Source organism: Arthrobacter sp. 05T423, from assembly GCF_056396245.1.
On record NZ_JBFTLC010000034.1, the window covers coordinates 35,191 to 58,083 of the forward strand.

The 22,893-nt window shown below is 66.4% G+C and carries 20 protein-coding genes and 1 pseudogene; 9 read left to right on the forward strand and 12 right to left on the reverse strand.

Going from position 1 to position 22,893, the window contains the following annotated elements; all coding sequences use genetic code 11:
• Nucleotides 1-40: 40 nt before the first annotated feature.
• Nucleotides 41-1,714, reverse strand: a complete 1,674-nt coding sequence (locus AC1DFE_RS19995; protein WP_476907604.1) for a thiamine pyrophosphate-binding protein — start codon at nucleotides 1,712-1,714, stop codon at nucleotides 41-43.
• 119 nt (nucleotides 1,715-1,833) lie between these two features.
• Nucleotides 1,834-2,337, reverse strand: a complete 504-nt coding sequence (locus tag AC1DFE_RS20000; protein WP_476907605.1) for an Lrp/AsnC family transcriptional regulator — start codon at nucleotides 2,335-2,337, stop codon at nucleotides 1,834-1,836.
• 93 nt (nucleotides 2,338-2,430) lie between these two features.
• On the opposite strand from AC1DFE_RS20000, the gene hisC reads away from it, so the two are divergent.
• Nucleotides 2,431-3,540, forward strand: coding sequence for a histidinol-phosphate transaminase (gene hisC / locus AC1DFE_RS20005; RefSeq protein ID WP_476907606.1), 1,110 nt, complete (start codon nucleotides 2,431-2,433; stop codon nucleotides 3,538-3,540).
• A 54-nt stretch (nucleotides 3,541-3,594) separates the two neighbouring features.
• Nucleotides 3,595-5,025, forward strand: coding sequence for an amino acid permease (locus AC1DFE_RS20010; RefSeq protein ID WP_476907607.1), 1,431 nt, complete (start codon nucleotides 3,595-3,597; stop codon nucleotides 5,023-5,025).
• Nucleotides 5,026-5,084: 59 nt separating this feature from the next.
• Here AC1DFE_RS20010 and AC1DFE_RS20015 read toward each other — a convergent pair whose 3' ends face one another.
• Complete coding sequence (locus AC1DFE_RS20015) at nucleotides 5,085-5,393, reverse strand: hypothetical protein (protein ID WP_476907608.1); 309 nt, start codon at nucleotides 5,391-5,393, stop codon at nucleotides 5,085-5,087.
• A gap of 239 nt (nucleotides 5,394-5,632) precedes the next feature.
• Nucleotides 5,633-6,652 carry an AsnC family transcriptional regulator gene (locus tag AC1DFE_RS20020; RefSeq protein ID WP_476907609.1) on the reverse strand — a complete coding sequence of 340 codons (1,020 nt, stop codon included), beginning with the start codon at nucleotides 6,650-6,652 and terminating at the stop codon, nucleotides 5,633-5,635.
• Between the two features lie 107 nt (nucleotides 6,653-6,759).
• On the opposite strand from AC1DFE_RS20020, the gene AC1DFE_RS20025 reads away from it, so the two are divergent.
• Both AC1DFE_RS20025 and AC1DFE_RS20030 read left to right on the forward strand, forming a co-directional pair.
• Complete coding sequence (locus tag AC1DFE_RS20025) at nucleotides 6,760-8,181, forward strand: MFS transporter (RefSeq protein ID WP_476907610.1); 1,422 nt, start codon at nucleotides 6,760-6,762, stop codon at nucleotides 8,179-8,181.
• On the forward strand, nucleotides 8,178-9,488 hold the full coding sequence (locus AC1DFE_RS20030; RefSeq protein ID WP_476907611.1) for a M20 family metallopeptidase: 1,311 nt from the start codon (nucleotides 8,178-8,180) through the stop codon (nucleotides 9,486-9,488). The genes AC1DFE_RS20025 and AC1DFE_RS20030 overlap by 4 nt, the downstream gene beginning before the upstream one ends.
• Here AC1DFE_RS20030 and AC1DFE_RS20035 read toward each other — a convergent pair.
• Nucleotides 9,403-11,175: a RecQ family ATP-dependent DNA helicase gene (locus AC1DFE_RS20035; RefSeq protein ID WP_476907612.1), complete on the reverse strand. Its 1,773-nt coding sequence runs from the start codon at nucleotides 11,173-11,175 to the stop codon at nucleotides 9,403-9,405. The genes AC1DFE_RS20030 and AC1DFE_RS20035 overlap by 86 nt on opposite strands.
• Nucleotides 11,176-11,316: 141 nt before the next feature.
• Entirely contained in the window at nucleotides 11,317-11,622 is a 306-nt protein-coding gene (locus AC1DFE_RS20040; RefSeq protein ID WP_476907613.1) for a YegP family protein, read from the reverse strand.
• Between the two features lie 492 nt (nucleotides 11,623-12,114).
• Here AC1DFE_RS20040 and AC1DFE_RS20045 point away from each other — a divergent pair, with 492 nt between their 5' ends.
• Nucleotides 12,115-13,194: a TM2 domain-containing protein gene (locus tag AC1DFE_RS20045; protein ID WP_476907614.1), complete on the forward strand. Its 1,080-nt coding sequence runs from the start codon at nucleotides 12,115-12,117 to the stop codon at nucleotides 13,192-13,194.
• Nucleotides 13,195-13,273: 79 nt separating this feature from the next.
• Here the strand turns inward: AC1DFE_RS20045 and AC1DFE_RS20050 are convergent, their stop codons facing one another.
• From AC1DFE_RS20050 to AC1DFE_RS20060, 3 genes and pseudogenes are all read right to left on the reverse strand, one after another.
• Nucleotides 13,274-13,978, reverse strand: coding sequence for a haloacid dehalogenase type II (locus tag AC1DFE_RS20050; RefSeq protein ID WP_476907615.1), 705 nt, complete (start codon nucleotides 13,976-13,978; stop codon nucleotides 13,274-13,276).
• Between the two features lie 215 nt (nucleotides 13,979-14,193).
• On the reverse strand, nucleotides 14,194-15,258 hold the full coding sequence (locus AC1DFE_RS20055) for a glycerophosphodiester phosphodiesterase family protein (protein ID WP_476907616.1): 1,065 nt from the start codon (nucleotides 15,256-15,258) through the stop codon (nucleotides 14,194-14,196).
• Nucleotides 15,251-15,802, reverse strand: a pseudogene (locus AC1DFE_RS20060) (ISL3 family transposase); the annotation flags it as partial. The pseudogene AC1DFE_RS20060 and the gene AC1DFE_RS20055, both read right to left, overlap by 8 nt.
• Nucleotides 15,803-15,958: 156 nt before the next feature.
• Between AC1DFE_RS20060 and AC1DFE_RS20065 the strand changes: the two are divergent.
• From AC1DFE_RS20065 to AC1DFE_RS20075, 3 genes are read left to right on the forward strand one after another with little or no spacing between them, the layout of a single operon-like run.
• Entirely contained in the window at nucleotides 15,959-17,182 is a 1,224-nt protein-coding gene (locus AC1DFE_RS20065; RefSeq protein ID WP_476907617.1) for a site-specific integrase, read from the forward strand.
• Nucleotides 17,179-18,135, forward strand: a complete 957-nt coding sequence (locus tag AC1DFE_RS20070; protein WP_476907618.1) for a tyrosine-type recombinase/integrase — start codon at nucleotides 17,179-17,181, stop codon at nucleotides 18,133-18,135. The genes AC1DFE_RS20065 and AC1DFE_RS20070 overlap by 4 nt, the downstream gene beginning before the upstream one ends.
• Entirely contained in the window at nucleotides 18,132-19,118 is a 987-nt protein-coding gene (locus AC1DFE_RS20075) for a tyrosine-type recombinase/integrase (RefSeq protein WP_476907619.1), read from the forward strand. The genes AC1DFE_RS20070 and AC1DFE_RS20075 overlap by 4 nt, the downstream gene beginning before the upstream one ends.
• Before the next feature lies 1 nt (nucleotide 19,119).
• On the opposite strand, the gene AC1DFE_RS20080 is transcribed toward AC1DFE_RS20075, so the two are convergent.
• Nucleotides 19,120-19,980, reverse strand: coding sequence for a transposase (locus AC1DFE_RS20080; RefSeq protein ID WP_476907620.1), 861 nt, complete (start codon nucleotides 19,978-19,980; stop codon nucleotides 19,120-19,122).
• Between the two features lie 424 nt (nucleotides 19,981-20,404).
• Between AC1DFE_RS20080 and AC1DFE_RS20085 the strand changes: the two genes are divergently transcribed.
• On the forward strand, nucleotides 20,405-20,944 hold the full coding sequence (locus tag AC1DFE_RS20085) for a hypothetical protein (protein ID WP_476907621.1): 540 nt from the start codon (nucleotides 20,405-20,407) through the stop codon (nucleotides 20,942-20,944).
• 71 nt (nucleotides 20,945-21,015) lie between these two features.
• On the opposite strand, the gene AC1DFE_RS20090 is transcribed toward AC1DFE_RS20085, so the two are convergent.
• Together AC1DFE_RS20090 and AC1DFE_RS20095 are read right to left on the reverse strand one after the other, a co-directional pair.
• Nucleotides 21,016-21,948: an SAM-dependent methyltransferase gene (locus AC1DFE_RS20090; RefSeq protein ID WP_476907622.1), complete on the reverse strand. Its 933-nt coding sequence runs from the start codon at nucleotides 21,946-21,948 to the stop codon at nucleotides 21,016-21,018.
• Between the two features lie 438 nt (nucleotides 21,949-22,386).
• On the reverse strand, nucleotides 22,387-22,893 hold a 507-nt coding region (locus tag AC1DFE_RS20095; protein WP_476907623.1), incomplete at its 5' end, for an alkaline phosphatase family protein.

A 22,893-nucleotide genomic window follows, 5' to 3' on the forward strand; every position in this document is an offset into this window, starting at 1 on the left:
GTTGAGCCGCACCTCAGCCGCGCTGCCGGTCCAGCTGGCCCTAGCCCGCCACCGTCTCCTTCGCCGCCTGCTTGGCCTTCATCCATTCGCTCATCCACGGGGCCCGGACGCTTGAGGTGATGCGGCAGTCGGCCACGAAGGTTCCCTTGGCGCCGTCGTCAATCCAGTCTTTGAGCGCGGAAAGGTCGGCCAGCGAGCGGATGATCGCCGACTCGGCCCCAAGTGCGCGGGCGATGCCGCTGAAGTCCACTTCGGGGATCAGCATGGGCTTTTCGGTGAGGCCCTGCGAGCCGTACTGATGGATCTCGGCCCCGTACGCGGCGTCGTTGTAAATCACGACGACGGCGCTGCTCGCCGCGCCCACGAGCGATTCCAGGTCGGACAGGCCCATCAGGAATCCGCCGTCGCCCGCCGCCAGCACCAGGGTGTTGCCGTCGTCCACGGCCCGGGCCGCCCCGACGGCGCTGGCGAGGCCGAGCCCGATCGCCTGGTAGGCGGTTCCCACCATGACCAGGTCCTGAGGGCGCGGAATGCGCCAGTACATGGGTGCCCAGCCGAGGAAGTGCCCGCCGTCCTGGACCACGGTGCGGCGTTCCGGCAGGACGGCGTCCAGTGCCGTGGCAAGCGCCCGGGGGTCAAGGCGGCCGTCCGGCGTCTCCGCACTGCCGGGGTGGTGGCCGGGTCCTTCGGCCAGGCGCTTGAGTGCTTCCGCGCGCCACGCATTCGATGCATCGGCCCCGGATGGGGCGGCGGCATCCAGCAGCCGGAGGATCCGGGCTGCGGCGGCCTTCGCGTCGGCACTGACGAACAGGTCCACCCGCGGGTGCGTCGGCTCCATGGCGGTGTCGATCTGGATCACGGTGGCGTCCGGGCCGATCAGGTGGCCGAAGCGCATGGTGAACGGGCTCAGGCTGGCGCCCGCCACGAGGACCACGTCCGCCTCGTCCATGAGCCCGGCGGCGGTATCCGTGCCGAAGCCGCCCGCGACGCCGAGGTATCCCTCGCCCTGCAGCAGGTTCAGCGCCAGCGCGGTCCCGGCCGTGAGCGCGCCGAGGCGGTCGGCCAGGTCCCGGAGTTCGGGGCCGGCCCCGGCGAGGTGCGCACCGCGGCCGGCAAGGATAAGCGGCCGCTTGGCTCCGGCCAGCAATTCGGCCGCCCGTCCGAGTCCGCCTACGACGGCGTCCGCAACCGCAGCTGCCGGCGGTGCAGGAAGCTCTTCCTCCGCTGCTTCGAGTGCCGCCAAGTCGTACGGAATGGCGATGACGACGGCGGTCCGCCGGGCAAGTGCGTACTCCACCGCTTCCTGCGTGATGGAGCCCGCGGCCTCACGGGTGACCGTGAAGGTCGCCGCCCCCAGTCCGGCGGCGATTGCCGCCTGGTCCACGTCCCAGGGCCGGGCGCCGCCGCTCGGAGCGTCCCCCGTGACGAGCACGACGGGGATCTGCGCCTGCACAGCCTCCGCGAGGGCCGTCAGGGCATTGGTGTAGCCGGGACCGTAGGTGGTGGTCCCCACCGCCAGGCGCCCGGATGCCCGGTAGTAGGCGTCCGCCGCCGCGATGGCGGCACCTTCATGGCGTACGGCGGTGAAGCGGAGGCCCTCCTTCTCGGCGGCGTCCAGGAAGTAGACGTTTCCGTTGCCCATCACGCCGAAAACATCGCTGAGATAGCTGCTGAGAACCTGCGCCACGCGGCCGGACACTGTAAGTGAAGTCATGCAGGAATCTTCGGATCCAGCCCGTCGATAGGCAAGAGAGCAGAAATCGCTTGGGATATTTGGCAGGAATCCATAAAAATTATGCGAATATGCGCAGCTGTGGTCCGGATCACCCAAGCTCAGTCCGACGAGCGCGATTCCTGCTGCGACAGCCGGTTCAGCAGGCCGTCGAAGCGGGGCGGCATGAGTTCCAGGACTGAGATGGCCGTGCTGGTCCGCTGGATCCCGTCGATTTCCAGGATCTGGTTGGTGATGCGGTAGAGATCGGCCGTATCCCGGGCCACCACCTTGGCCATGAGGTCCGCGTCCCCCGTGGTGGCATGCACCTCGATGACCTCCGGAATCGCTTCGAGTCCGTGTTCCACCGAGCCCGCGCGGGTCTGGCTGATGGCCAGGGAAAGGAAAGCCATCAGGCCGTAGCCAAAGGCCGCCGGGTCCAGCCTCCGGCTAAAGGACCTGAGGGCGCCGCCGCGCTCGAGCTTCGCCAGGCGCGCATGCACCGTATTCCGTGCGACGCCGAGTGTCCGGGAAAGTGCCAGTGCGCTGGCCTCCGGGTCTTTGTCGAGGGCGAGGATGATCCTGGCATCCAGTGAATCGAAGGTGCGGGGATTCGAGATGGTCATATTTTCATCGCAGACATTAGAAGTTGAGCAAAAGTCCCAAGGCACTCAGAGTATCTTGCAATGTGGTCCGGGTCACTTCCATGATCAAGCCTCATGACCACTGATCAGATCCTGACGCCTGCCGAAACCGCGCTTCCTACCCTGCGTGCGGCGGTTTCCGGACTCCCGTCCTATGTCCCGGGCCGGCGCAGCGCCGGCGCGGACATCGCGGCACTCGCCAGCAACGAAAGCCACCACGAACCCCTGCCCGCGGCCGCCGCTGCGGTGGCCGAAGCGGCCGGCAGGATGAACCGCTATCCGGACATGGCCGCCGTCGAGCTCCGCGAACGGATCGCCAGGCACCTCGCCGTCAGCGCCGGGGAAATCGCGGTGGGACCCGGCAGCGTCGGCGTCCTCCAGCAGATCATCACCGGAATCTGCGACGCCGGGGATGAAGTGATCTTCGCGTGGCGGTCCTTCGAGGCCTACCCCATCCTGGTGGAGCTGGCGGGCGCCCGGCCGGTCCGCGTCCCGCTGGACGATGCCGAGGGCCACGATCTCGACGCCATGGCGGCCGCCGCCACCGAACGGACCAAGGTGGTCCTTCTGTGCACCCCCAACAACCCGACGGGCGTCCCCATCAGCCACCAACGCCTCGGGGCGTTCCTCCGCTCCGTCCGCTCCGACATCCTCGTGGTGATCGATGAGGCCTACGTGGAATACGCCGAGGCGGGCAGCGGGCCCGACTCCCTGGCGCTCTACCGTGAGTACCCGAACGTGTGCATCCTGCGCACCTTCTCGAAGGCCTACGGGCTGGCAGGCCTGCGCGTGGGGTATGCCGTGGCGGCTCCGGACATCGCGGAGGGGCTGCGCCGGACCGCCATTCCGTTTTCGGTGACCGCCCTGGCCCAGAAGGCTGCCGTCGCTTCGCTGGACGCGGCCGACGAGATGCAGGCGAGGGTCGCCGTCGTCAAGGAAGAGCGCTCGCGGTTGGCCGCAAGGCTGGAAGCCCAGGGCTGGAAGCTGCAGCCAAGCCAGGGCAACTTCCTATGGATCCGGGCAGACGATGACCTCACGGCGAGGCTCGTGACCGCATTCGACCAGGCAGACATCCTGGTCCGCGCCTACCGGGGCGACGGCATCCGGATCACCGTTGCCGACCCCGCTTCCAACGATCGCGTGCTGCAGGTTTTGAAAGCCGTCCTGGCAGCCCGCGCGGCCTGAAACCCCCACCCGTTCCACCTTTACCCGTTCGACAGACAACCCAGAGGACTCCCCATGGAACAACAGACAATGACGTCTGCCCCGGCGCTTGGCGCCGCCCTGAAACCCCGCCAGCTCACAATGATGGGACTCGGAAGCGCCATCGGCGCGGGTCTCTTCATCGGTTCGGGCGCCGGCATCCAGGCCGCCGGTCCGGCGGTGCTGATCTCCTACCTGGTCGCCGGCACCCTCATCATCCTGGTGATGTGGGCCCTTGGTGAGATGGCTGCCGCCAACCCGGACAGCGGCGCCTTCTCCGTCTATACCGCCCGGGCCTTCGGGCCCGTGGCCGGCGCCACCGTGGGCTGGCTCTGGTGGCTGCAGCTGGTGGTTGTCATCGCAGCGGAGGCACTTGGTGCGGCAGGCCTGCTGTCCACCATCTTCCCCGCCCTGCCCGTATGGCTGATGGCCTTCGTGTTCATCGCGGTACTCACAGCCGTGAACCTCTCCCGCGTAAAGAACTTCGGCGAAATCGAGTTCTGGTTCGCGCTGCTCAAGGTGGCTGCAATCGTCGGCTTCCTCCTCATCGGCGTCGCCCTCCTCTTCGGCTGGCTGCCCGGTGTCCAGTCGCCGGGCTTGGCCAACTTCAACTTCACCGGAGCCGGTTTCGCCCCGCACGGTTTCGCCGGGATCGCCACGGCGCTCTTCGTGGTGGCTTTCGCCTTCGGCGGGACCGAGATTGTCTCCGTGGCCGCAGCAGAAACCCAGGATCCTGCCCGCAGCGTCGGGAAGGCCGTCCGCACTGTCCTCTGGCGCATCCTCATCTTCTACATCGGCGCGATCTTCATCATCGCGGCCGTGGTTCCCGTGGGATCGCCGGGGCTGAAGAGCCCGTTCGCTGCCGTTCTGGATGCCGCAGGCATGCCCGGTGCAGCAACCGCCATCACTTTCGTTGCCGTCGCGGCACTGCTCTCCGCCCTCAACGCCAACCTCTACGGCGCTTCCCGGATGGCGTTCTCGCTCGCCGAGCGAGGCGAAGCGCCGCGCATCCTCGCCTCCGTGTCGAAGTCGCAGGTCCCGGTCGTCGCTGTCCTGGCCAGCGTCTCCTTCGGCGTCGTCACGGCCGTGCTCGAGGTGGCCTTCCCGGAGAAGGTTCTTCCCCTCCTGCTCAACATCGTGGGTTCGACGTCCCTGCTGGTGTGGACTTCGGCCCTGCTCGCCCAACTTGCACTGCGTCTCCGTGCAGACCGTGAAGGAACCACCCTTCCGCTGCGGATGGCAGGCTTCCCCTGGCTGACGGGCCTTGGCCTGCTCATTCTCGCGGCCATCTTCACGGTCGGCTTCATTGGCGAGGATTCCCGTCCCCAGCTCCTGAGCACCTTCGGCCTCGTGGCGCTCCTGGCGCTGGCGAACTGGCTGCACCACCGTTCCATGAAGAGCTCCGCCAAGGCCCCGGGCCGCGTGGAGTCTACGCAGCGCGCCGAGCCTCCGGTGCTCGTCGACTGAAGCCTCATTGACTGAAGAGCTGCGCTAGGAGCCTGCTGAATTGGCGGGCTCTTAGCGGCTTACGCAACCTGTTCGGTTACGATGCCGTGAATTAACCGCTGGTTGGCTTCTGCCGCCGAATGGTTGGTGCCGATGTCTGCTGCGAGGCCGATCAGAGCCTTCCACAGGGCCCAGCCGCGTGCACGCGCCCAGGCCGCCGCGGCCAGCCCGGTGTCCAGGTGCCCGTCCAGAACTGCCAGGGCGCGCCGAGTCTCATTGTCGTAATGGGCCAGCGGCGCGTCACGGTAGAAGCTGTGTGCTCCAGCCCGCGGCCGCCTGCCGTCGGGACACGCTGAAGTGCAGGATGAATTCGGCGACTGCTGTCGCAAAAGCGGGTAAGTCTTCTATGCGGTGTGGGCTTGCGGTTTCTCCGGGAATCCATTTCCGGACCGATCAGTGGAATGGGAAGCCCTCGGCGGGGTGGCCCTTAACCAGCGGTTCAGGAATGCGCACAGGCAACAGCGGGGCCAGGAACGGAAGCCACCGGTGTTCCTTTTCGATCGCTGGGGCATGGCTTTTGTGGGTCGGCAGGCGGGCCGGCCCAGGCGAAGGGCGCCCCGCGTTATTCCTATGTCGGAGCGCGCCATAGCGGCAAGGGGACGACGTCGTAGTTACGCCCGGATTCGTCGAGGAGATGGCCGAGCCGCTTGTAGGTGCGGATAACGACTTCCCGAGAAATCACGGTACTTCCCGGAGCGCGCGCGGCCAGTTCCCGTTCGTGGCCGTGGACTTCCAAGTAGTCCCTCACCCACAGTGCCACGAGCAGGTTATGGGCACCCAGTACCTGCGCGCTCAATCGGCAACTCGGCAGGGCCGCAAAGTACCGGCCGACGTTCTCCACCTCGGTGGCAGGAACGTTCAGGAGGAGGTTCACTTCACGCAGCCCTGGTTGGACGGCAACAGAGGTATCGCACCGCATGGTCATATAGCCTGCGGCGAGGAAACGCTCCACCCGCCGTTTCGCGGTTTGCGGCGACACCTGGCACGCGTCACCCAAATCGGCCCAGGAAGCCCGCCCGTCGCGGGCCAACTCTGCCAGCAGGGCCGCGTCCAACCCGTCCGGTTCGTACCCCGACGGCGCCGGCCTGGACGTGGGTGTGATGAGCCGGGCCTGCGCTGGGCCCAGGGTGCCACTGCGCCACTCCGAAGCCTGCCGGTAGAGCTCGGTGACAAAGACGACGTCCCGGCCGCTCACCCCGGGCAGGTCGCCGAATGACTTGGTGACGATGTCCATGAGTTCGTCGTGGCTTGAGGCGAAGCAGTCGATCAGCAGATCATGCCCGCCTGAGACCATCGACACGGTGCCGAAGGCAGGCTCGGCACACAGTCGCTGGACGAGGGCAGCGTGCTCGGATGGCAACGAGGACAGGTGAATAAACGCGGACCAGCCGGCACTGAGGTAGCGACGCCCCGGTGCGGGTGTTATCCACGCCAGGCCATGCTCGAAGAGGGCACTCCAGCGGCGCGCAACGGTGGGTCCGGAAACGCCGAGCGCGCCGGCCACATGGCTCCAGTCTGCGCGGGGATTGATCTGGAGGGCATTCACGGTCTCGAGGTCCAGCTCGGAGATCACGGAAGATTCTTTCAAATTTCCTCCTTCTGCGGCGTTTATCTACAGTCTGACGGTGCTACACGGTCCACGCCCTAGCGTAGTGACTCGGCTCACTTAGCAAGCTTTCCAAGAAAAGGAAAACCATGGCAACCAGAACGGTACCCCCGGCAACGGCCGCCCTCACGCGGCGCAGCATCACGGGCATGATCGTGGCAATGGCCCTGATTGAATCCCTCAGCGGCGTCACCCAGGGCTATCTCAATCCCATCCTGCCCGCACTCGGGCCGGCATTCTCCATTGATGACCCGACGATCAACGGTCTCTTCCTCATCTCAAACCTGGGGTTTGCCGTGCTGACCCCGATCATCTCCCGCCTGGGCGACAGCTACGGATACCGGCTGGTGCTGCGCTGGTCAACCGGCACGGTGGTGCTCGGCGTGCTGATGATGGCCCTGGCACCGTCGCTGTGGACCGTGACGGTGGGCGTCGTCCTGATCACCTGCGTCGTGGGGTTCATACCGCTCATGATGGGAATCCTGCGCGTCAGCAGCCCGGCGCACACCCGCACCGGTGTCAGCGTGATGATCGGCCTGCTGATGATAACAGTCGGCATAGGTGGCCTCCTGGCAGGGGTCGTCGGGATCAATAACCCAACCCTTGGGTTCTGGGTCGCGGTGCCGTTCTCCCTTGTTGCGCTGGTCTGTTCCTTCCTGCTTCCCGACGCCGGCACGCCTACCCGGGAGGGGCTCGCCGTCGCGCCGCTCCTGGCCTGCTCGGCGGGCTTGATCAGTTTCGTCCTGGCACTTTCCATGGGACCGGACTGGGGCTGGCTGGACGGCCGGACCCTGGCATCAGGACTGCTCGGCGTCGCGCTGCTGGCCGGCTGGGTCATGCTGGACCGCCGCGGGACGAGGACCGGGAAGAGCTTCATCGATCTGCGCCTGCTCGCCATCCCGCGCGTCCGCGTCGTTTCCCTCGCCACCTTCTTCTTCGGCTTCGCTTCCATCAGTTATTTCGGCACAAACGGCATTTTCCTGCACGCCAATGCCGCCGTCACCGGTTACGGCTTCGGCTTCGGTCCACTGGCCATAGCCATCATGCTGGCCCTCGCGTCCATCCTCTCCCTCTTCTCCTCGCTCGCGACAACCCCTGCCCTCCGGGTGCTGGGTGAACGCGGCACCCTTGTCTTCGCTGCCCTGCTGCTGGCCGGAGGCTTCCTCGTCATGGTGGTGGCGCACGGCTCCTTCGCCGGATATTGCGTCGGGTTCGCGTTGTTCAACCTGAGCCTAGGAATGTACCAAGCCGGAACCCGGGCGCTGTCCGTGGAGGGTGTGCCGGTGGACGAAACCTCAACAGCGGCCGGCCTGAATGAACTGGCGCTGTCCGTCGGAATCGCCGTAGGGGCGGCCGTGGTGCGCCTGCTCTCCGCCTCCTTCGCCGAAGCCGGCCACATCAGCGCAGGAGGCCTTACCGCCATCTGGGGCACACTCGCCGCAGCCGCCCTGATCGCCGCCGCAGCTTCCGCCTGCTATCCGAAGCGGAACACCACGGAGGTCCCCGCATGAACCGGTCCATCCCGACGTTCACAAACACCGGCCACCCCTTGGCCAAGGAGATCGAGCACCGGATCGGCGGGGCGCTGGAGCGCTGGGAGCAGGAGATCATTGCCCTCAGCCATGCCATCCACGCCGATCCCGAACTTGGTGGCGAAGAGGTCCGCGCCGCCCGGCGAACCCGTGCCCTGCTGAAATCCGCCGGATTCGGCTTCGATGCGGTGCAGCCGACCCTGCCCACCGCCTTCGTCGCCCGGTACGGTTCCGGCGATCTCGTCGTCGCACTCTGCGTGGAATACGACGCATTGCCGGACATCGGACATGCCTGCGGGCACAACGTCAACGCTGCCTGCGCGGTGGGGGCAGCCCTGGCGCTGGCCGCCGTCGCGGAGGAGCTCGGCATCACCGTCAAGGTGCTGGGCACGCCTGCCGAGGAAACGACAGGCGGCAAGGTCGAACTCATCAACGAGGGGTACTTTGCGGACGTTTCCCTCGCCATGATGGCGCATGCGGCCGGCGAGGATGTGGCAGGTGGTTCCTCGCTGGCCGTGGCCATGTGGGACGTCCTCTTCGAGGGCCGGCCGGCCCACGCCGCCACAGCGCCATCGCAGGGAGTGAACGCCTTGGACGCACTCGTCATTGCACAAACAGCTGTGGCCCTGGCACGGCAACAGCTTCCGCCGGGATCCATTGTTTCGCTGATCGTCACGGAAGGCGGGAGCGCCGTCAACGTGATTCCCGGCAGGGCGCGGGCCAGCGTGGAAATGCGGTCACCCACGCTGGCGCAGCTGCACGTGATCGAGGAGCGTGTGCGGCGCTGCCTTGAGGCCGGAGCCCACGCCAGCGGCAGCACACTGGACATCAGGTCTGCCGGCAACACCTACGCTGAGCTGCGGCAGGACGATTTTCTCTCCGCCGCCTACCAGGAGGCCATGGTGCTCCGGGGACGGGACGTGCTTCACCGCGAGGAGCCGGTTGCGTCCACGGACATGGGAAACGTCTCCCAGCTGGTGCCCACCATTCATCCCATGGTTGGCTACGATGTGGGCGGAGCCGTCCACCACACGGCCGATTTCGCCGCCCACGGCTCCTCTGCGTCAGCCGACCTGGCTGCGCTGGACGGTGCCTTTGGCCTGGCGATGGCCGCCAGCGTGGCAGCGCTGGAGCCGGAGCAACGGGCGCGCCTGCTCCGGACTCCGGGGGCGCGAATAACACCCAAATCCACCGCCAGACTCAGTCTGCCAGCGTCAGCAGCTTCCCGTCCGTCACGGCCTGGCGGGAGAGCGTCTTGTAACCCTCCTGCTCGAACAGCACGGTGATCACGTCCTCCTCGTGCCGCATCACCAGGCCTGGCCCCCACTCCTTGTGAACAACGGCGGACTGGAGCGGGAACGGTTCCCCGCCCGCGGCAGCCGCGGCGCCGCCGTCGTAATCCTCTTCATAGGCGGAACCGTCGGTGCAGTTATCGCAGTTGCCGCAGGGCTCGGGCAGGTCCTCGCCGAAGTAGCCCAGCAGGAACTGGCGCCGGCAGGCGTCCGTCTCCGCGTAGCCGCGCGCCATCTCGATCCGCGACCGGTCCACGCGCTGGCGTGCTTCGGCGAGTTGGACGGCGTGTTCCACCACCTTGGGCAGCGTGGCGCCGGCTTCCAGCCGGACGCCGCGCTTGAGGGCCTTCACGGACCGGGTCTCCAGCAGTTCGTTGAGCAGCCCGGTGAGCCGGCGCGTGGGGATGCCGGTTTCCTCGGCCAGCGCCTTCTGGGTGATGGGGCCGTCGGCGGCGCGCAGGGCGGTGAGGACAGCGAGCAGCGCGTCCTCGTCCGGCTTGTGGGTGCCGAAGAACTTGCGCAGGCCGAGGTCCTCGGGCCGGTAATGCAGGACGGCGGAGGCCGGCTGCCCGTCGCGGCCGGAGCGTCCGATCTCCTGGTAGTAGGCGTCCAGGGACTCGGGGATGTCGGCGTGGATCACGAAGCGGACGTTGGGCTTGTCGATGCCCATGCCGAACGCCGTGGTCGCCACCACCACGTCGAGTTCGTCGTTCAGGAACTGCTCGTGGACGTCGTCCCGCTCGCTCTGCTTCCGGCCGGCGTGGTACGCCGCGGCACGCAGACCATGCTCGGAGAGCTCGGCGGCGTAGGTTTCGGTGTCCTTGCGGGTGGCGGCGTAGAGCAGGCCGGGCCCCTTCAGCTCGGCCACCTGCTCCACCACAGCGCGCCGCTTGTCCCTCTCCTCGAGGTGGCGAACGACGTCGAGCCGGATGTTGGGCCGGTCGAAGCCGCGGACCAGCACCAGCGGGTCCTTCATGCGCAGGCGCTGCTGGATCTCGTCGCGCACCGGGGGAGAGGCGGTGGCGGTCAGGGCCGCGACGGGCGGGTTGCCGAGCTGGCCGCGGACCTCGCCCAGCCGCAGGTAGTCGGGCCGGAAGTCGTGCCCCCAGGACGAGACGCAGTGGGCCTCGTCCACCACGAACAGCGAGACGTTCATTGCCGCAAGCCGCTCCACCGTCTCGGTCTTGGCCAGCTGCTCAGGGGCGAGGAAGAGGAACGCGGCCTCGCCCCGCTCGGCCGCCTCCCACGCATCCGCCACCTCAGAATCCTTCCGGCCCGAGTTGATCGCAGCGGCAGACTCCCCGCCCAGGTCTTCCAGCAGGCCGTCCAGCTGGTCCTCCTGCAACGCAATCAACGGGGAAACGACGACGGCGGGACCGCGCCTTGCGCTGTCAGCGCCGGACTCCGGGGCCGCACCGCCGGACTCCCCACCGCCGTGGATGAAGCCACCATGGATGAACAGCGCGGCCACCTGGTAGATGGCTGATTTGCCGTAACCGGTGGGCATGACGGCGAGGACGTCCCGGCCCGATGCGAGGGCGGTCATCCCGGCAAGCTGGCCGCCGCGAAGCTGGGGGAGGCCGAGCTTGTCGGCGGCGATGCGGCGGAGGGTGGCCTCGGTATCGGTTGTGCGGCTTCCGGTTGTCGGGCTTCCGGCAGTGGGGGCGAGGGCTTCGGTCATGGTGGCAGCTCCGTAGGGGCGTTCCAGGGCCGGGTGTCTTCAGCCGTGGAACCAACCCTAGTGCGAGGTCCGCCCCACGTCATGTCCCCCTGCTCAGAGCGGGCAGCGTGGACGGGTGTGCGCCGTCACCGGGCCAGCCCGTCAGAGGGAGCGGACCCTTCGGACCTCAGCCCCTCGGTCCGCGGCCGGGAACCGCGTGTGGGAGTGGATCCGCGTGGTGGCGTGGGCAACCCGGGACTTGGGGATGATGATCTCCCCGTGGCCGCCCCGGCTCATGTCGCGGATAAGGCCAGTCCCGGCGACCTCCCTGGTCCAGGAGATCCCTGCGACGGCAGCCTTTTTGGTGAGGTAGTTCACGGAGACCGCCACCAGGCTTCCCGTCCCGTCCAGAAGCCTGACGCGGAAGCCGCCGTCCGGAGCATCGATGATTTCGAAGTAACCGGCCATGACAAATTCCTTCGTTCGTGCTTGTTCTTTTGGCGTGTCCCTTAACCCTATTTTGGCCCTTTCCTGGCCAGGATGGACCGCCGTGCGGCGACCGAATTGGGGAAGCAAAAGTACGACGACGGTGGGCGGCAGCCGCCGCCGTCGGACGTCCCTAACGGCGCGTCTTCCAGGACGCGCCGTGGCGTCCCCGCATGCCCTTCGGAAGGCCTGTATTATCCCTTCAGGGGGCGGTGACGCCAAAGCGTCAAACTGGGGGACAGCAGCAGATGTGCAAGCCATAAAGCCTTAAGCAAAAGGGCTTCCTGAAGCCATGTGCCCGCTGTCCGGCGGCGTGTCATTCACCACAAAATTACGCTCTTGCGGCGTTCGTTTTGCAGGTGGATTTTCCGCTCGACCCACCCTTCCGCGCCACCCCCTTCCGCACTGCCCACCCTCTTTCCTCACTCCGCCACCTCGGCGACCCCTGCCGTCGCCTGCCCTGAAAGGACCGCAATGAGCCACCCCGGCCCAACCCCGCCGCCGCCTTCCGACTACACCACCTACGGCGCGCCGCTGTATGCGAACGGGCAGTTGTTGGATGGGCCGAACGCTGGGCAGGCGTATCCGGGCCAGTTTGGGGCCTTCCCGGGGCAGTACGGTGCGGAACCGCAGAAGTCCTTCCTGGTCACATGGCTGTTCTCCCTGCTCCTTGGCGGACTGGGCGTGGACCGCTTCTACCTTGGCAAGATCGGGACGGGCGTCGCCAAGCTGCTGACGCTGGGTGGCTTCGGCATCTGGTCGCTCGTGGACCTGATCATGACGCTGGCAGGGAGGCAGACGGACAAGAACCGCCGGTCGCTGGCAGGGTATGCGCAGCACAAGAAGGTGGCCGTGCTGGTCACGGTGGTCCTCTTGGCGGTCAACCTCGTGATCGGCGTGTTCAGCGGGATTGCTGCTGTGGCCCTCGTGCAGCAGGCCGCCACACCGCCGATCATCTCGGCCGCACCCGTCACGCAGGAGAGCGCCGCGGGTTCCTCCGCGGAACCGGCAACCACCGGCCAAGCAGCTGCCGGGGAAGACCGGCCGCACCTGGCCGCGCAGACGCTGACGGGCACCGGCGACGCCATCAAGACCGTAGACCTCAAGGGCCTTCCGGCCGTGGTGACGTTCACCTGCAGAGCCTGCAGCGGCAAAACTTCACTGGAAACCAACGGCGCCGAAATACTGCTGGTCAACACCGCCGGCGCCTACGCCGGTTCGCACCTCGTGGACACCAGCGCCGGTGCGCCCACCACCGAGTTCAACATCAGCGCCGACTCCGCCTGGACCCTGAAGATCGAGGACATCGGCAGCGTCCGCTCCTCCACGGAAAAAGTCAGCGGCCACGGTGACAAGGTCCTGTTCTGGGATGTTGCCACCGACAAGGCCGCCATCACCCACAAGGGCAAAGGCAAGTTCGTGGTGCAGGGCTTCGGCAGCGAGGTCCCCGAACTCGCGGTCAATAAGGCCGGCAACTACAGCGGCACCGTGACGCTCACCCCCGGCTTCGTCCAGGTCAACTCCGACGGCGATTGGACCATCGCGCCGAAGTAGCGTCCCCGCATCTCAACAGCAGGCCCCGCGCGCCCAACTGACTCGCAGTTGTTGTCGTTATGAGCGCTCAAAACGACAACTACTGCGAGTTACTTGGGTGCCCGCCGCCGTCGCCAGTCAACGCGTCGGAGAGTTCCCGCAGCGACGTCACCGTGTAGTCCGGCTCGGTGAAGTACGCGGGATAGGGCGCGCCCGCACGGTTGATCCACGCGGTCCCGAGCCCGGCCCGCGCGGCGCCGTGAATGTCCCAGGGGTGGACCGCGACCAGGAGCATCTGCTCGGGACTGGTTCCGCACGCTGTGGCGGCATAGTCGTAAGCTGCACGGGCGGGTTTCCACGCTGGCGCGTCTTCGACGGAGAGCAGGCGATCGAAGCTGTCCCTCATTCCGGCGTCCGTGAAAAGCTTTTCGGCAATGCTGGCGGAGCCGTTGGTCAGCGTGACCAGCCGGTAGCCAGCGGATTTCAGGCCTGCTACGCCTTCGGGCACGTCGGGATGGAGTCCCAGGCTGGCCATGCCCTGCATGATGTGGTCCACGGCAGCGTCGGTCTCCATTCGCAGGTCCGAACCGGCCAGCAGTCCGCGTAGCGCCTCGGCCCCGATTTCTGCGAAGGGCGTGTTGTCGCCCGCCGCGGCAAGGGCGAAGCCGTCCCGCAGCAGGGTGGCGAACCACAGTTTGGCGAGCGACGACGGCGCACCGGTTTCGGCGAAACGGTCGGCCATCGGGGACATATCGGACAGCGTTTCGTTGACATCGAAGACGATGACTGAGGGTCGGGTCGGCACGGGAGCGGCTCCTTCTGCAGCGGCTGGTCCTGCCCAGTCTTTCGTGCGGCGAGGTTCAGCGGTAGCCGTCTAGGACGAACTCTCAGGCCGCCGGGCGGACGTGGACGATGATGACCTGGACCTCCTTCGAGCCGTCGTAGCGGAGGTCGTAGTTCACTCCGACGCCCTGCAAGCTCGATCAGCGGCACCCTGCAGGCTCGATCAGCGGTAGGCGATTAGCCAGCCACCGCGTAAGCCTTCGGCAGCTTCAGGCCGCGCTCGTCCATGAGGGTGCGCAGGCTGGTGGGGTAGTCGGTGATGATGCCGTCCACGCCGATGTCCATCAGGCGCCCCATGTCCGCCGTGGTGTTCACGGTCCACGGGATGACCGGCAGGCCGAACTCGTGCGCTTCGGCGATCATCTTCGGGGTGACGGACGCGAAGTTGGGGGAGATGACGTCGTAGCCCTGGGCCTTTGCGGCCCTGGCGAGGGAACCGTCATAGTCGTCGATGTCGATGCCGCCGAGCTCCGGTGCGGCACCGGGCTTCCCCACCTGCAGCCAGGCGTCGCCGCTGGAGAGTGCCACGACCGGCAGTTGCGGGGCGATCTTCTTCGTCAGGTTCAGCGTGGACCAGTCGAACGACTGCACGGTGGTCCGGCCGGACATGCCCGCCATGTAGATCTCGGTGACCACGGCTTTGGTGAGCGCCACGGAGCCCTCGCCGCCGGCCTGACCGTCCTCCACCTTGGTCTCCACGTTGAAGCGGACCTTCTTGGCGCCGTACTCGTGGACCAGCTGGAACACGTCCTTCAGCTCGGCGATGCGGTTGCCCTCGATCACCTGCTGCCCCGGGAACCCCGGCAGCTGCTGGTAGCCGCAGTTGAGCGTCTTGATCTGGGCCAGCGACAGGTCAGCCACCCGGTCGCCCGCGTAGGGGAACTGCGGATCATTGGGCGTAGCCGGTGCGGTGTCGGTGCACTTGTTGGCCTGCATCGTGTCGTCGTGCCAGACGATCACCTTGCCATCCTTGGTCAGGTGCGTGTCCAGCTCGAGCGTGCTCACGCCCAGCTTCAGCGAGTTCGCGAACGCCGCCAGGGATTCCTCGGTCCACTCGCCGCGGCCGCCGCGGTGCGCCTGCAGGTCGAAGGAGCCGTTGCGCTCGTTCATCTTGACGGGGGAGCCGGCAGGGCCGGCAGCGTTCGACGACGGCGTGCCGGCGTCCGCTGCCGGTGCGGCGACGGCGGGTCCCGCCGTTGAGGCAATGGCGGCGGTGAAAAGTGGCCCTTCGCATTTAGGCATGGTTCGTTTGTTTGATCCGGTAGGGGCGGTGGCCGCCGGCTGCGAGTAGGCACCTGAGTCTGTAGTTGGTGAAGTTCCGAAATCCGCGGGCGATGCGGCGGGTTGTTTCGATGACGCCATTGATCGCTTCCGTGGGGCCGTTGGAGGCTCCTTGGGTGTCGAAATAGGCGAGGATCGCTGCCTTCCATTGTTTGAGTGTCCGGCCCAGCCGTGAGACTTCCGGGATCGGGCAGGACGGGAATGAAGCGATCACTTCATTGACCAGTTCTCTGCCCCGTTCGGGCCTGGCGTGGTAGATGTTGCGGAGCTTCTGGTAGCACTGCCAGGCCAGGGTGACCTCATGGTCGGGGTCCCCGAGGGTGAGCTTCGCGTCGAGTCGGGCGGCTTGTTTGTCGGTGAGGTGCTCGGCGCCAACCTGCAACGTCCGGCGGATGCCGTAGAGCGGGTCGCCCTTGCGGCCACGGTGCCCCAGGGTGTCCTGCTGAACGCGGCGGCGGACCTCATCGACCATGGCTGAGCCGAGCTTCACGACGTGGAAGGCGTTATGCCGACGTCGGCATAATGCCTTTTATTCCGAGGTCCTGGTTATCCCGATGTCCGCGGGTCGGGGCTGCTGGCGTGGGATTCCGGGGGCGGACACCTCGGCATAACGCGTGTGGTGCGGGACGCTGGTTCTTCCCTGATTGGAAGGAGCAGGTTCATGTATTCCACTCCAGATCCGACTCATGTTCGGTTTGACGGCCCATTGTTCCCATTCGCGGGCGGGCTGGCGGAGGAACTCGCACGGCTCGGTTACACGGCGACGTCAGCGGTGGGCGTGTTGCGGTTCGCTGCGCATCTGTCGAGGTGGCTGGACTCCGAGGACATGGGGCTGGGCGACGTGGATGGTTCGGTCATCGAGCGGTTCCTTGCTGTCCGCCGCGCCGCCTACACCAGCCACTATTCGTTGCAGGCGCTGGACCCTGTGCTCGGCTATCTGCGGCGTGAGGGTCTGGTGCCGGTGGAACGGATTCGGATGCCGTCATCACCGATCGAGACGGTGTTGGCCCGATATCGCCTGTATCTGATCGACGATCGCGGGTTGAGCTCCCCGGTCGCTGACGCGTACTCGCATTGGGTTACCCCGTTCGTCCAGGACCTCACCGGCGCCGGGACTGCCGCGGCTCTTGCAGACTTGACCGCCGTTGAGGTCAACGATTTCCTGACCACGCATTTGCCGTCCATGACGCGGAAGACGGCGCAGATGACCGCGTGCGCGCTGCGATCATTCCTTCGCTTCCTGCACGATCAGCGGATCGTTCAGATTGCCCTTGCTGACGCTGTTCCGGCGGTCGCGCACCGCAGACTCTCCGGTCTGCCTCAGCCGTTGGACAACGAGCAGGTCATCGCGCTGCTGGACTCCTGTGATCGGTCTACCCCGGTGGGGCGACGCGATTTCGCGGTGATCACCGTGCTGCACCGGCTGGGCCTGCGTTGCGGGGAGCTCTCCGGGCTGCGACTGGACGACGTGGACTGGGAGGCCGGTCTCCTGACCATTCACGGCAAGGGCGACCGGACGGACAGGATGCCGTTGCCAGTGGATGTCGGAAGCGCCATCGTGGATTACCTGCGCGGCGGGCGACCGGAGACCACAGCCAGGACCTTGTTCGTGAAAGCCGTTGCGCCCCATACGCCTCTGGCGTACTCGGGATTGAGCTGCATCGTCGCCCGCGCGGCGCAGCGCGCAGGGCTGGGCACGATCCACGCTCACCGATTGCGGCATACCGCGGCAAGCCGGGTCCTCAATGCCGGAGCGAGCCTGGAAGAGGTCTCGCACCTGCTCCGGCATGCCAGCCCGGCCACCACGGCGATCTACGCGAAGACTGATCAGACTCGACTGGCCGCGCTGGCACGCCCCTGGCCAGTCGTCGGCGGTGTGTCATGAGCACGGTGTCAGAGGACCTCCCGGGGCTGGTCGGAGACTACTTGCGGGTGCGCCGCGCGCTGGGATACAAACTCGATGGCTCCGAGCACATCCTGAAGCGCTTCGTGGCTTACCTGCATGCCCGCGAGGCGAGCACCATGACCATCAGGGATGCGGTCGGGTTCGCGACGGCACGGCCAGCACGCACGCCCCGCACCCAGGCGCTGCGGCTGTCGGCGATCCGGTGCTTCACCCGCTGGGCCCACTGCCAGGACCCTGAGATCGAGGTCCCGCCGGCCAGGATTCTCCCGGCACGGCCGACCCGGGTCGCCCCTTACATTTATAGCGCCGGGGAGATCCAAGCACTTCTGGACGCCGCCGACGCGCTGAAGCCCGTACTGCGCGCAGCGACTTACCGGACCCTGATCGGGCTGATGGCCGCGACCGGGATCCGCACCGGGGAGGCCATCGCGTTGGATATCGCCAGCTTCGACCCGCACAGCCACACCCTCACGATCACCGGCAAGTACGGCAAGGTACGCATGCTCCCGCTGCACCCGACCGTCGCCGCGGCGCTGACGGACTACCTTGACCGGCGGGACCGGCTGCTTCCCGCGGCGGGTTGTTCGGCACTGCTGATCTCTACCAGAGGCACACGGCTTCAACCGTCCGGTGTTCATCCGACCTTCCGGCGGCTGACGAACGAGGCCGGGCTGAGACCGGCGTCCTCGTCGTGTCGTCCACGGCTCCACGACCTCCGCCACACGTTCGCGGTCTCGACCATGCTCGATGCCTACCGTTCCGGCGCCGACCCGGCCGTCGTGCTGCCGGTCCTGGCAACTTGGCTTGGACACACCGAACCCCGCGACACGTACTGGTATCTCACCGGCACCGCGGAACTACTGGCCGCTGCGACCGAGCGCCTCCAGTCCCTGGCCGCTCCCTCCCAGCCTGGCGGACGGGGCCGGTCATGACCGGGCTCGCACCGATCCTGCAAGCGTTCTTCACGACGCGGCTGTCTGACCAGTACGGCGCGAGCGAGCACACCATTGCCGCTTACCGCGACACCTGGCGGCTGCTGCTTCGATATGCTGCTACCGCGACCGGCACCGCACCGGCGGCCCTGGACCTCTCTCAACTGGATAGCGACCTGATCACCAGATTCCTGACGCACCTCCAAACCGAACGAGGCAACACTGTCAGCACCCGCAACGCGCGGCTGGCGGCAGTGCACTCACTGTTCTCCTACGCCGCGTATCAGCACCCCGAGCACGCCGACACGATCAGCCGTGTCCTCGCGATCCCCGCAAAACGAGCTCGGCGCACCGAGATCACCTACCTCACCCCGCCCGAGGTCATCGCCCTCCTGCACGCACCGGACCAGTCCACCCCTACCGGCCGCCGCGATCACGCTCTGATCCAGGTCGCTGTCACCACCGGAATGCGCGTCTCGGAACTCACCGCACTGACGGTCGGTGATGTTCATCTCGGCACCGGCGCGCACGTCGTCTGCCACGGGAAAGGCAGAAAAGACCGCATCACACCACTTGACCGCCAGACCGTCCAAGTCCTGCGGCACCTCACCGCCCGGGCCAGCGCCGACGCGTTCGTCTTCCCAGCCCGCGAGGGAACGCGGATGAGTCACGATGCCGTCGCCGCCCGGCTGACACTGCAAACGGCGGCCGCGGTCGGCGCCTGCCCGAGCCTGACGAATAAGAACGTCACCGCACATGTCCTGCGGCACACAGCAGCCATGCGGCTCTTGAGTGCCGGGATCGACAGCAGCGTCATCGCGCTCTGGCTCGGTCACGAGAGCATAGAGACCACGCAGATCTACCTGCACGCCAACATGAAGACCAAGGAGGACGCTCTCGCCAGAACCAGACCCACGGGGACCAAGAAAGGACGCTACACCGTCGCCGATGACACCCTCCTGGCGTTCCTGCAAAACCTCTGAGTTATGCCGAGGTGTCCGCCCCCGGAATCCCACGCCAGCAGCCCCCACCCGCGGACATCGGGATAACCAGGACCTCGGAATAAAAGGCATCCAGGACGGTGATGGCTTCGGGCAATTCATCGCGGATCGCGTTCGCATAGCCGCGGAACGGATCCAGCGCCGCCGTTTTGATGCCGGTCGTGAATTCCTCGCCGCGGTCTTTGAGCCAGTCGGCGTAGGCTTTCCCGGACCGGCCTGGAACGAGGTCCAGCAACCGGGCGTGAACTATGCCGTGAGCGTCGCGGGTGTGGTCCACGATCCCGGTGACCATGCCGGATCCGGGCGGGCCGGTGTGTGACCAGACATGCTCGTCGACGCCGAGCGCGTTCACCCCGGCCATCCGGTCCGTGATGCCGATGCGCCTGGTGGCCTCGGCCTTGATGGCGTCCCAGACGGTGTGCCAGGAGACGCCGAGCTGATGGGCCAGGGCTGAGACGGAGGTGTCGAAACGCTGCAGCGCGTCGGTCGCCCATGCCACCGCCCGGGCGGTGAGTTTCGCCCGCGGTCTTGCCAGCGGGTGTTCCTCGGTGAAGGTGTTCCCCGGACAGTCCGGGTCGGGACAGCGCCAGACGCGCTTGGCCCACAGCAGTCGCACCGGCTTCCCGAAACAGGGAATGTCGTGGAGCCGGACGTGGCGGCGTCCGTGGCCGATCGCTATGACGCCGCAGTCCGGGCAGCCGCTGAGGGTCTCGCCTGTTTCGACGTGCAGAACCAGGCCGTGAGCCGTTGCCGTGACGGAGTTGACGTGGAGGCCCTCGACACCGAGCAGAGCATCCGCGCGCGTGCACCAGCGGCCACCGGAACAAGACATAGAGTTATTCATGTCAGGGTCTCTTTGGGTATTGGTTTGCTTGGTCGCAACCAATTCAAAGAGGCCCTGACCTCTTTCCCACCGCACCACGCCGCACCGAAAACATCGCATGCCCGGCGGCGGCAGTCTCAGCCGACCCTAACCACGCTCATCTGCGAAGGGCCTGAAAAGTGCGACGGCGGCCGCTGCGGTCAGGGCTTTGCGCATGGTTTTGGTTCCTCCCGGATGACGGTGGCCGGCGCTGAGCCGCCGACCCGTCCACCGTAGGGACGCCAGGTGACCTGCCGTCTGCGGGGAGGTGGCGGTGAGGTTAACAGCCGCAATGCTCGGGAAAGAATACCGTGCTGGCACGGAAGTGACGGGTAGATCCGGGGACGCAGAATAATCACATCGGATTTTCCGGAATCGCATCCTCAATTGAAAGAAGTCAATTCACATGTCCGCAGCAGCAGTAAAAAAAGCAACAGGTTCTCTTCCGCGCAAGATTGGAATCGTCGCCGCCTTGTCGCTGGGTATTGGCCTGGTTCCTGCCGTCCTGGCCGCACCCGCCCAGGCGAGTGAGACCAAGTCCGCGTCGAATTCCACGACCGCAGCCATCCATGTGGTTCAAGGTAACTCGACCTGCTCGGTCACCGCCCAGACCCCTTATTGGTATTGGGCATGGGAAAGCAATAGGTATGTCAAAAAGGTAAACTATCAAATCTCAGTGTATTGCTTTGAGGGGACCTATGTAAACGTTAATCAGGACCGGTACGAGTATGACATGTACGGGACGGATTATCATCTCGGAAGTAGCTCTTGGGGGTCGGTCTATATACCGGCAAATAAGCTATACACAATTAATAGCGTTCATTATGCCCTGGATACAGAAGCGGGAAATGAGGAGGACTTCCATAGGGTCACGTTCCGCGAGTGGCACGGCGCTTGGTCGTCAGCGAAGACACTCACCAGTCATTATGCGTCCATCCCCGTTTAGCTATTCGAAAAGCTAGGCTGGACAGTCTGCACTTGCGGACGTCCAGCCTAGCTGTGTGCTCCCTCGCAGGCTCACTGCAGCCAGGCGGTGACGAAGCCGCCCCTGGACTGCTCCTGGTTTGGCTGCGCCTCGGACGCCGGCAGCCCGGGTCCCGGTTCAGCTGCAGGATCCAGCGACAGCACCCGCCCGTAGGTCGAGCACAGCTCCTCCACCGTGTGACTGCTGCAGCGCCAGCCGGACGCCTCGAGCAGCTCCATCGGGTTGGGCGGATCGGCCCGGGCCAGCAGTTCGCTCATGGGCAGCCCGGTCTGCTGGCTGAACTCGAGCAGCTTCGCCTCGATGTCGTCCGTCTTGGGCAGCGCCACTGCCCGCTCAATCACCGCACGGGATCCGGGCGCCGACAATACCGCAACTTCCGCCAGCACTGCCTGCTGGGCAGCAGAGTCGAGGTACGGCAGCAGGCCTTCGAGGACCCAGGTGGTGGGCTGCGCCGGATCAAAGCCGGCCGCGATGAGCGGCTCCCGCCACGGCACGGACAGGTCCGCGGGCAAGGAAACCAGCTCGCAGCCAGGCTCCGCGGCAAGCCTGCCCAGCACATGGGCCTTGAACTCGAGGACGTTTGCCGAATCGATCTCAATGACCCTGGCGCCGGAGGGCCACCGCAGCCGGAAGGCCCGGGTGTCGAGCCCCGCGCCGAGGACCACTGTCTGCGTGGTGGGAGAGCCGGACTGCAGGAAATCATCGATGAACCGGGTCCGCATGCCGATGTATATGGAAGCCAGCAGGAGCGGCCGCTGCAGGGGAGGAGCCTCCGCCGGATTCGTGGGCCAGACCGTCGGCAGGTCCAGGTGGGAGCGCGCGGCCACCACCAAAGCGGAGGCGAACGGATCCACCACCAGCGGGTCGGCCCGCGACGTCTCGACGGCACGGCCCGCCGCCACGGCAAGGGCCGTCAGCGGCAGCCCCTGGTCCTCGAGTTCGGTTCTGCCTGCAGGTTCAGTCATGCCTAGCCTCCGCCGTCGTGGATCACTGTTGGCGAGCCTACCCCCGCGGCCGGCGATCCACATGCCCTGTCATGCCTGCGCGGGGCTGTCGCACCAGCCTTCCCAAGGCGCGGACGTGAGGTGGCCCTGGGGAAAATCGCTGTTCGATCCCGTCTCTCCAAGCGGCGAGTGCCCATCATTGCGCGCGGAACTGAAAAACAGGTTCAAGGTATTCCAAAGCATGGCTGTTTCCTTTCGATAGACCTGCGGATGACCTTCTCTCAGGTAGGAATCAGCGTAGCCACAGCATGTTTCACGGCGTCGACCCCACGTTTCGTTCTTGTATCCGTCTGCTCACACGGCATCGCAGGACCAAATTCCAGGGACAGAAACGCCACCCGGCGGCTGGCCGGGTGGCGTTTCTGGGGATGGCGGCCCCAAGCGGGACCGCCACCGGCGTTACTTCCTGGAGTTGCCGGCGTCGTTCGTGTGGCTGATGGAGGCGACGGCGCCGGTCTGCTCGTTGAGCAGCACCTTGTCGTTGCGCTGGTGGTGGAAGTTGAACATGGCATTCACGGAGCCGGCGGCGGCGTCGGCGGAGGCGTCGCCGATCCGGCCGGTGCCCCAGTTGTCCTCGATGAAGCGCAGGATCGAGGCCTGGTCGGTCTGCGTGTGGTCCACGAAGTTTTTCTTCGCGTAGGGGGAGATGACCACCAGCGGCTGGCGCGGGCCCGGGCCGCAGCGGTCGGCGTAGCCGCCGGCCATGGGGATGCCGCTGGCTGCGGCGTTCTGGCACCACGCGGCGTCGTCGGCGGTGTTGGAGGAGTTCTTTACCTTCGCGGCGGCGTGGTCGTACCAGCCGTCCGAGTCGTCGTAGGCGAGCACGACGGCGGTGCTGTCCCAGTTCCGGGATTTTTGGATCCGGTTCACGGTGCTGGTGACGAAGTTCTGCTCGTCCACAGGGCC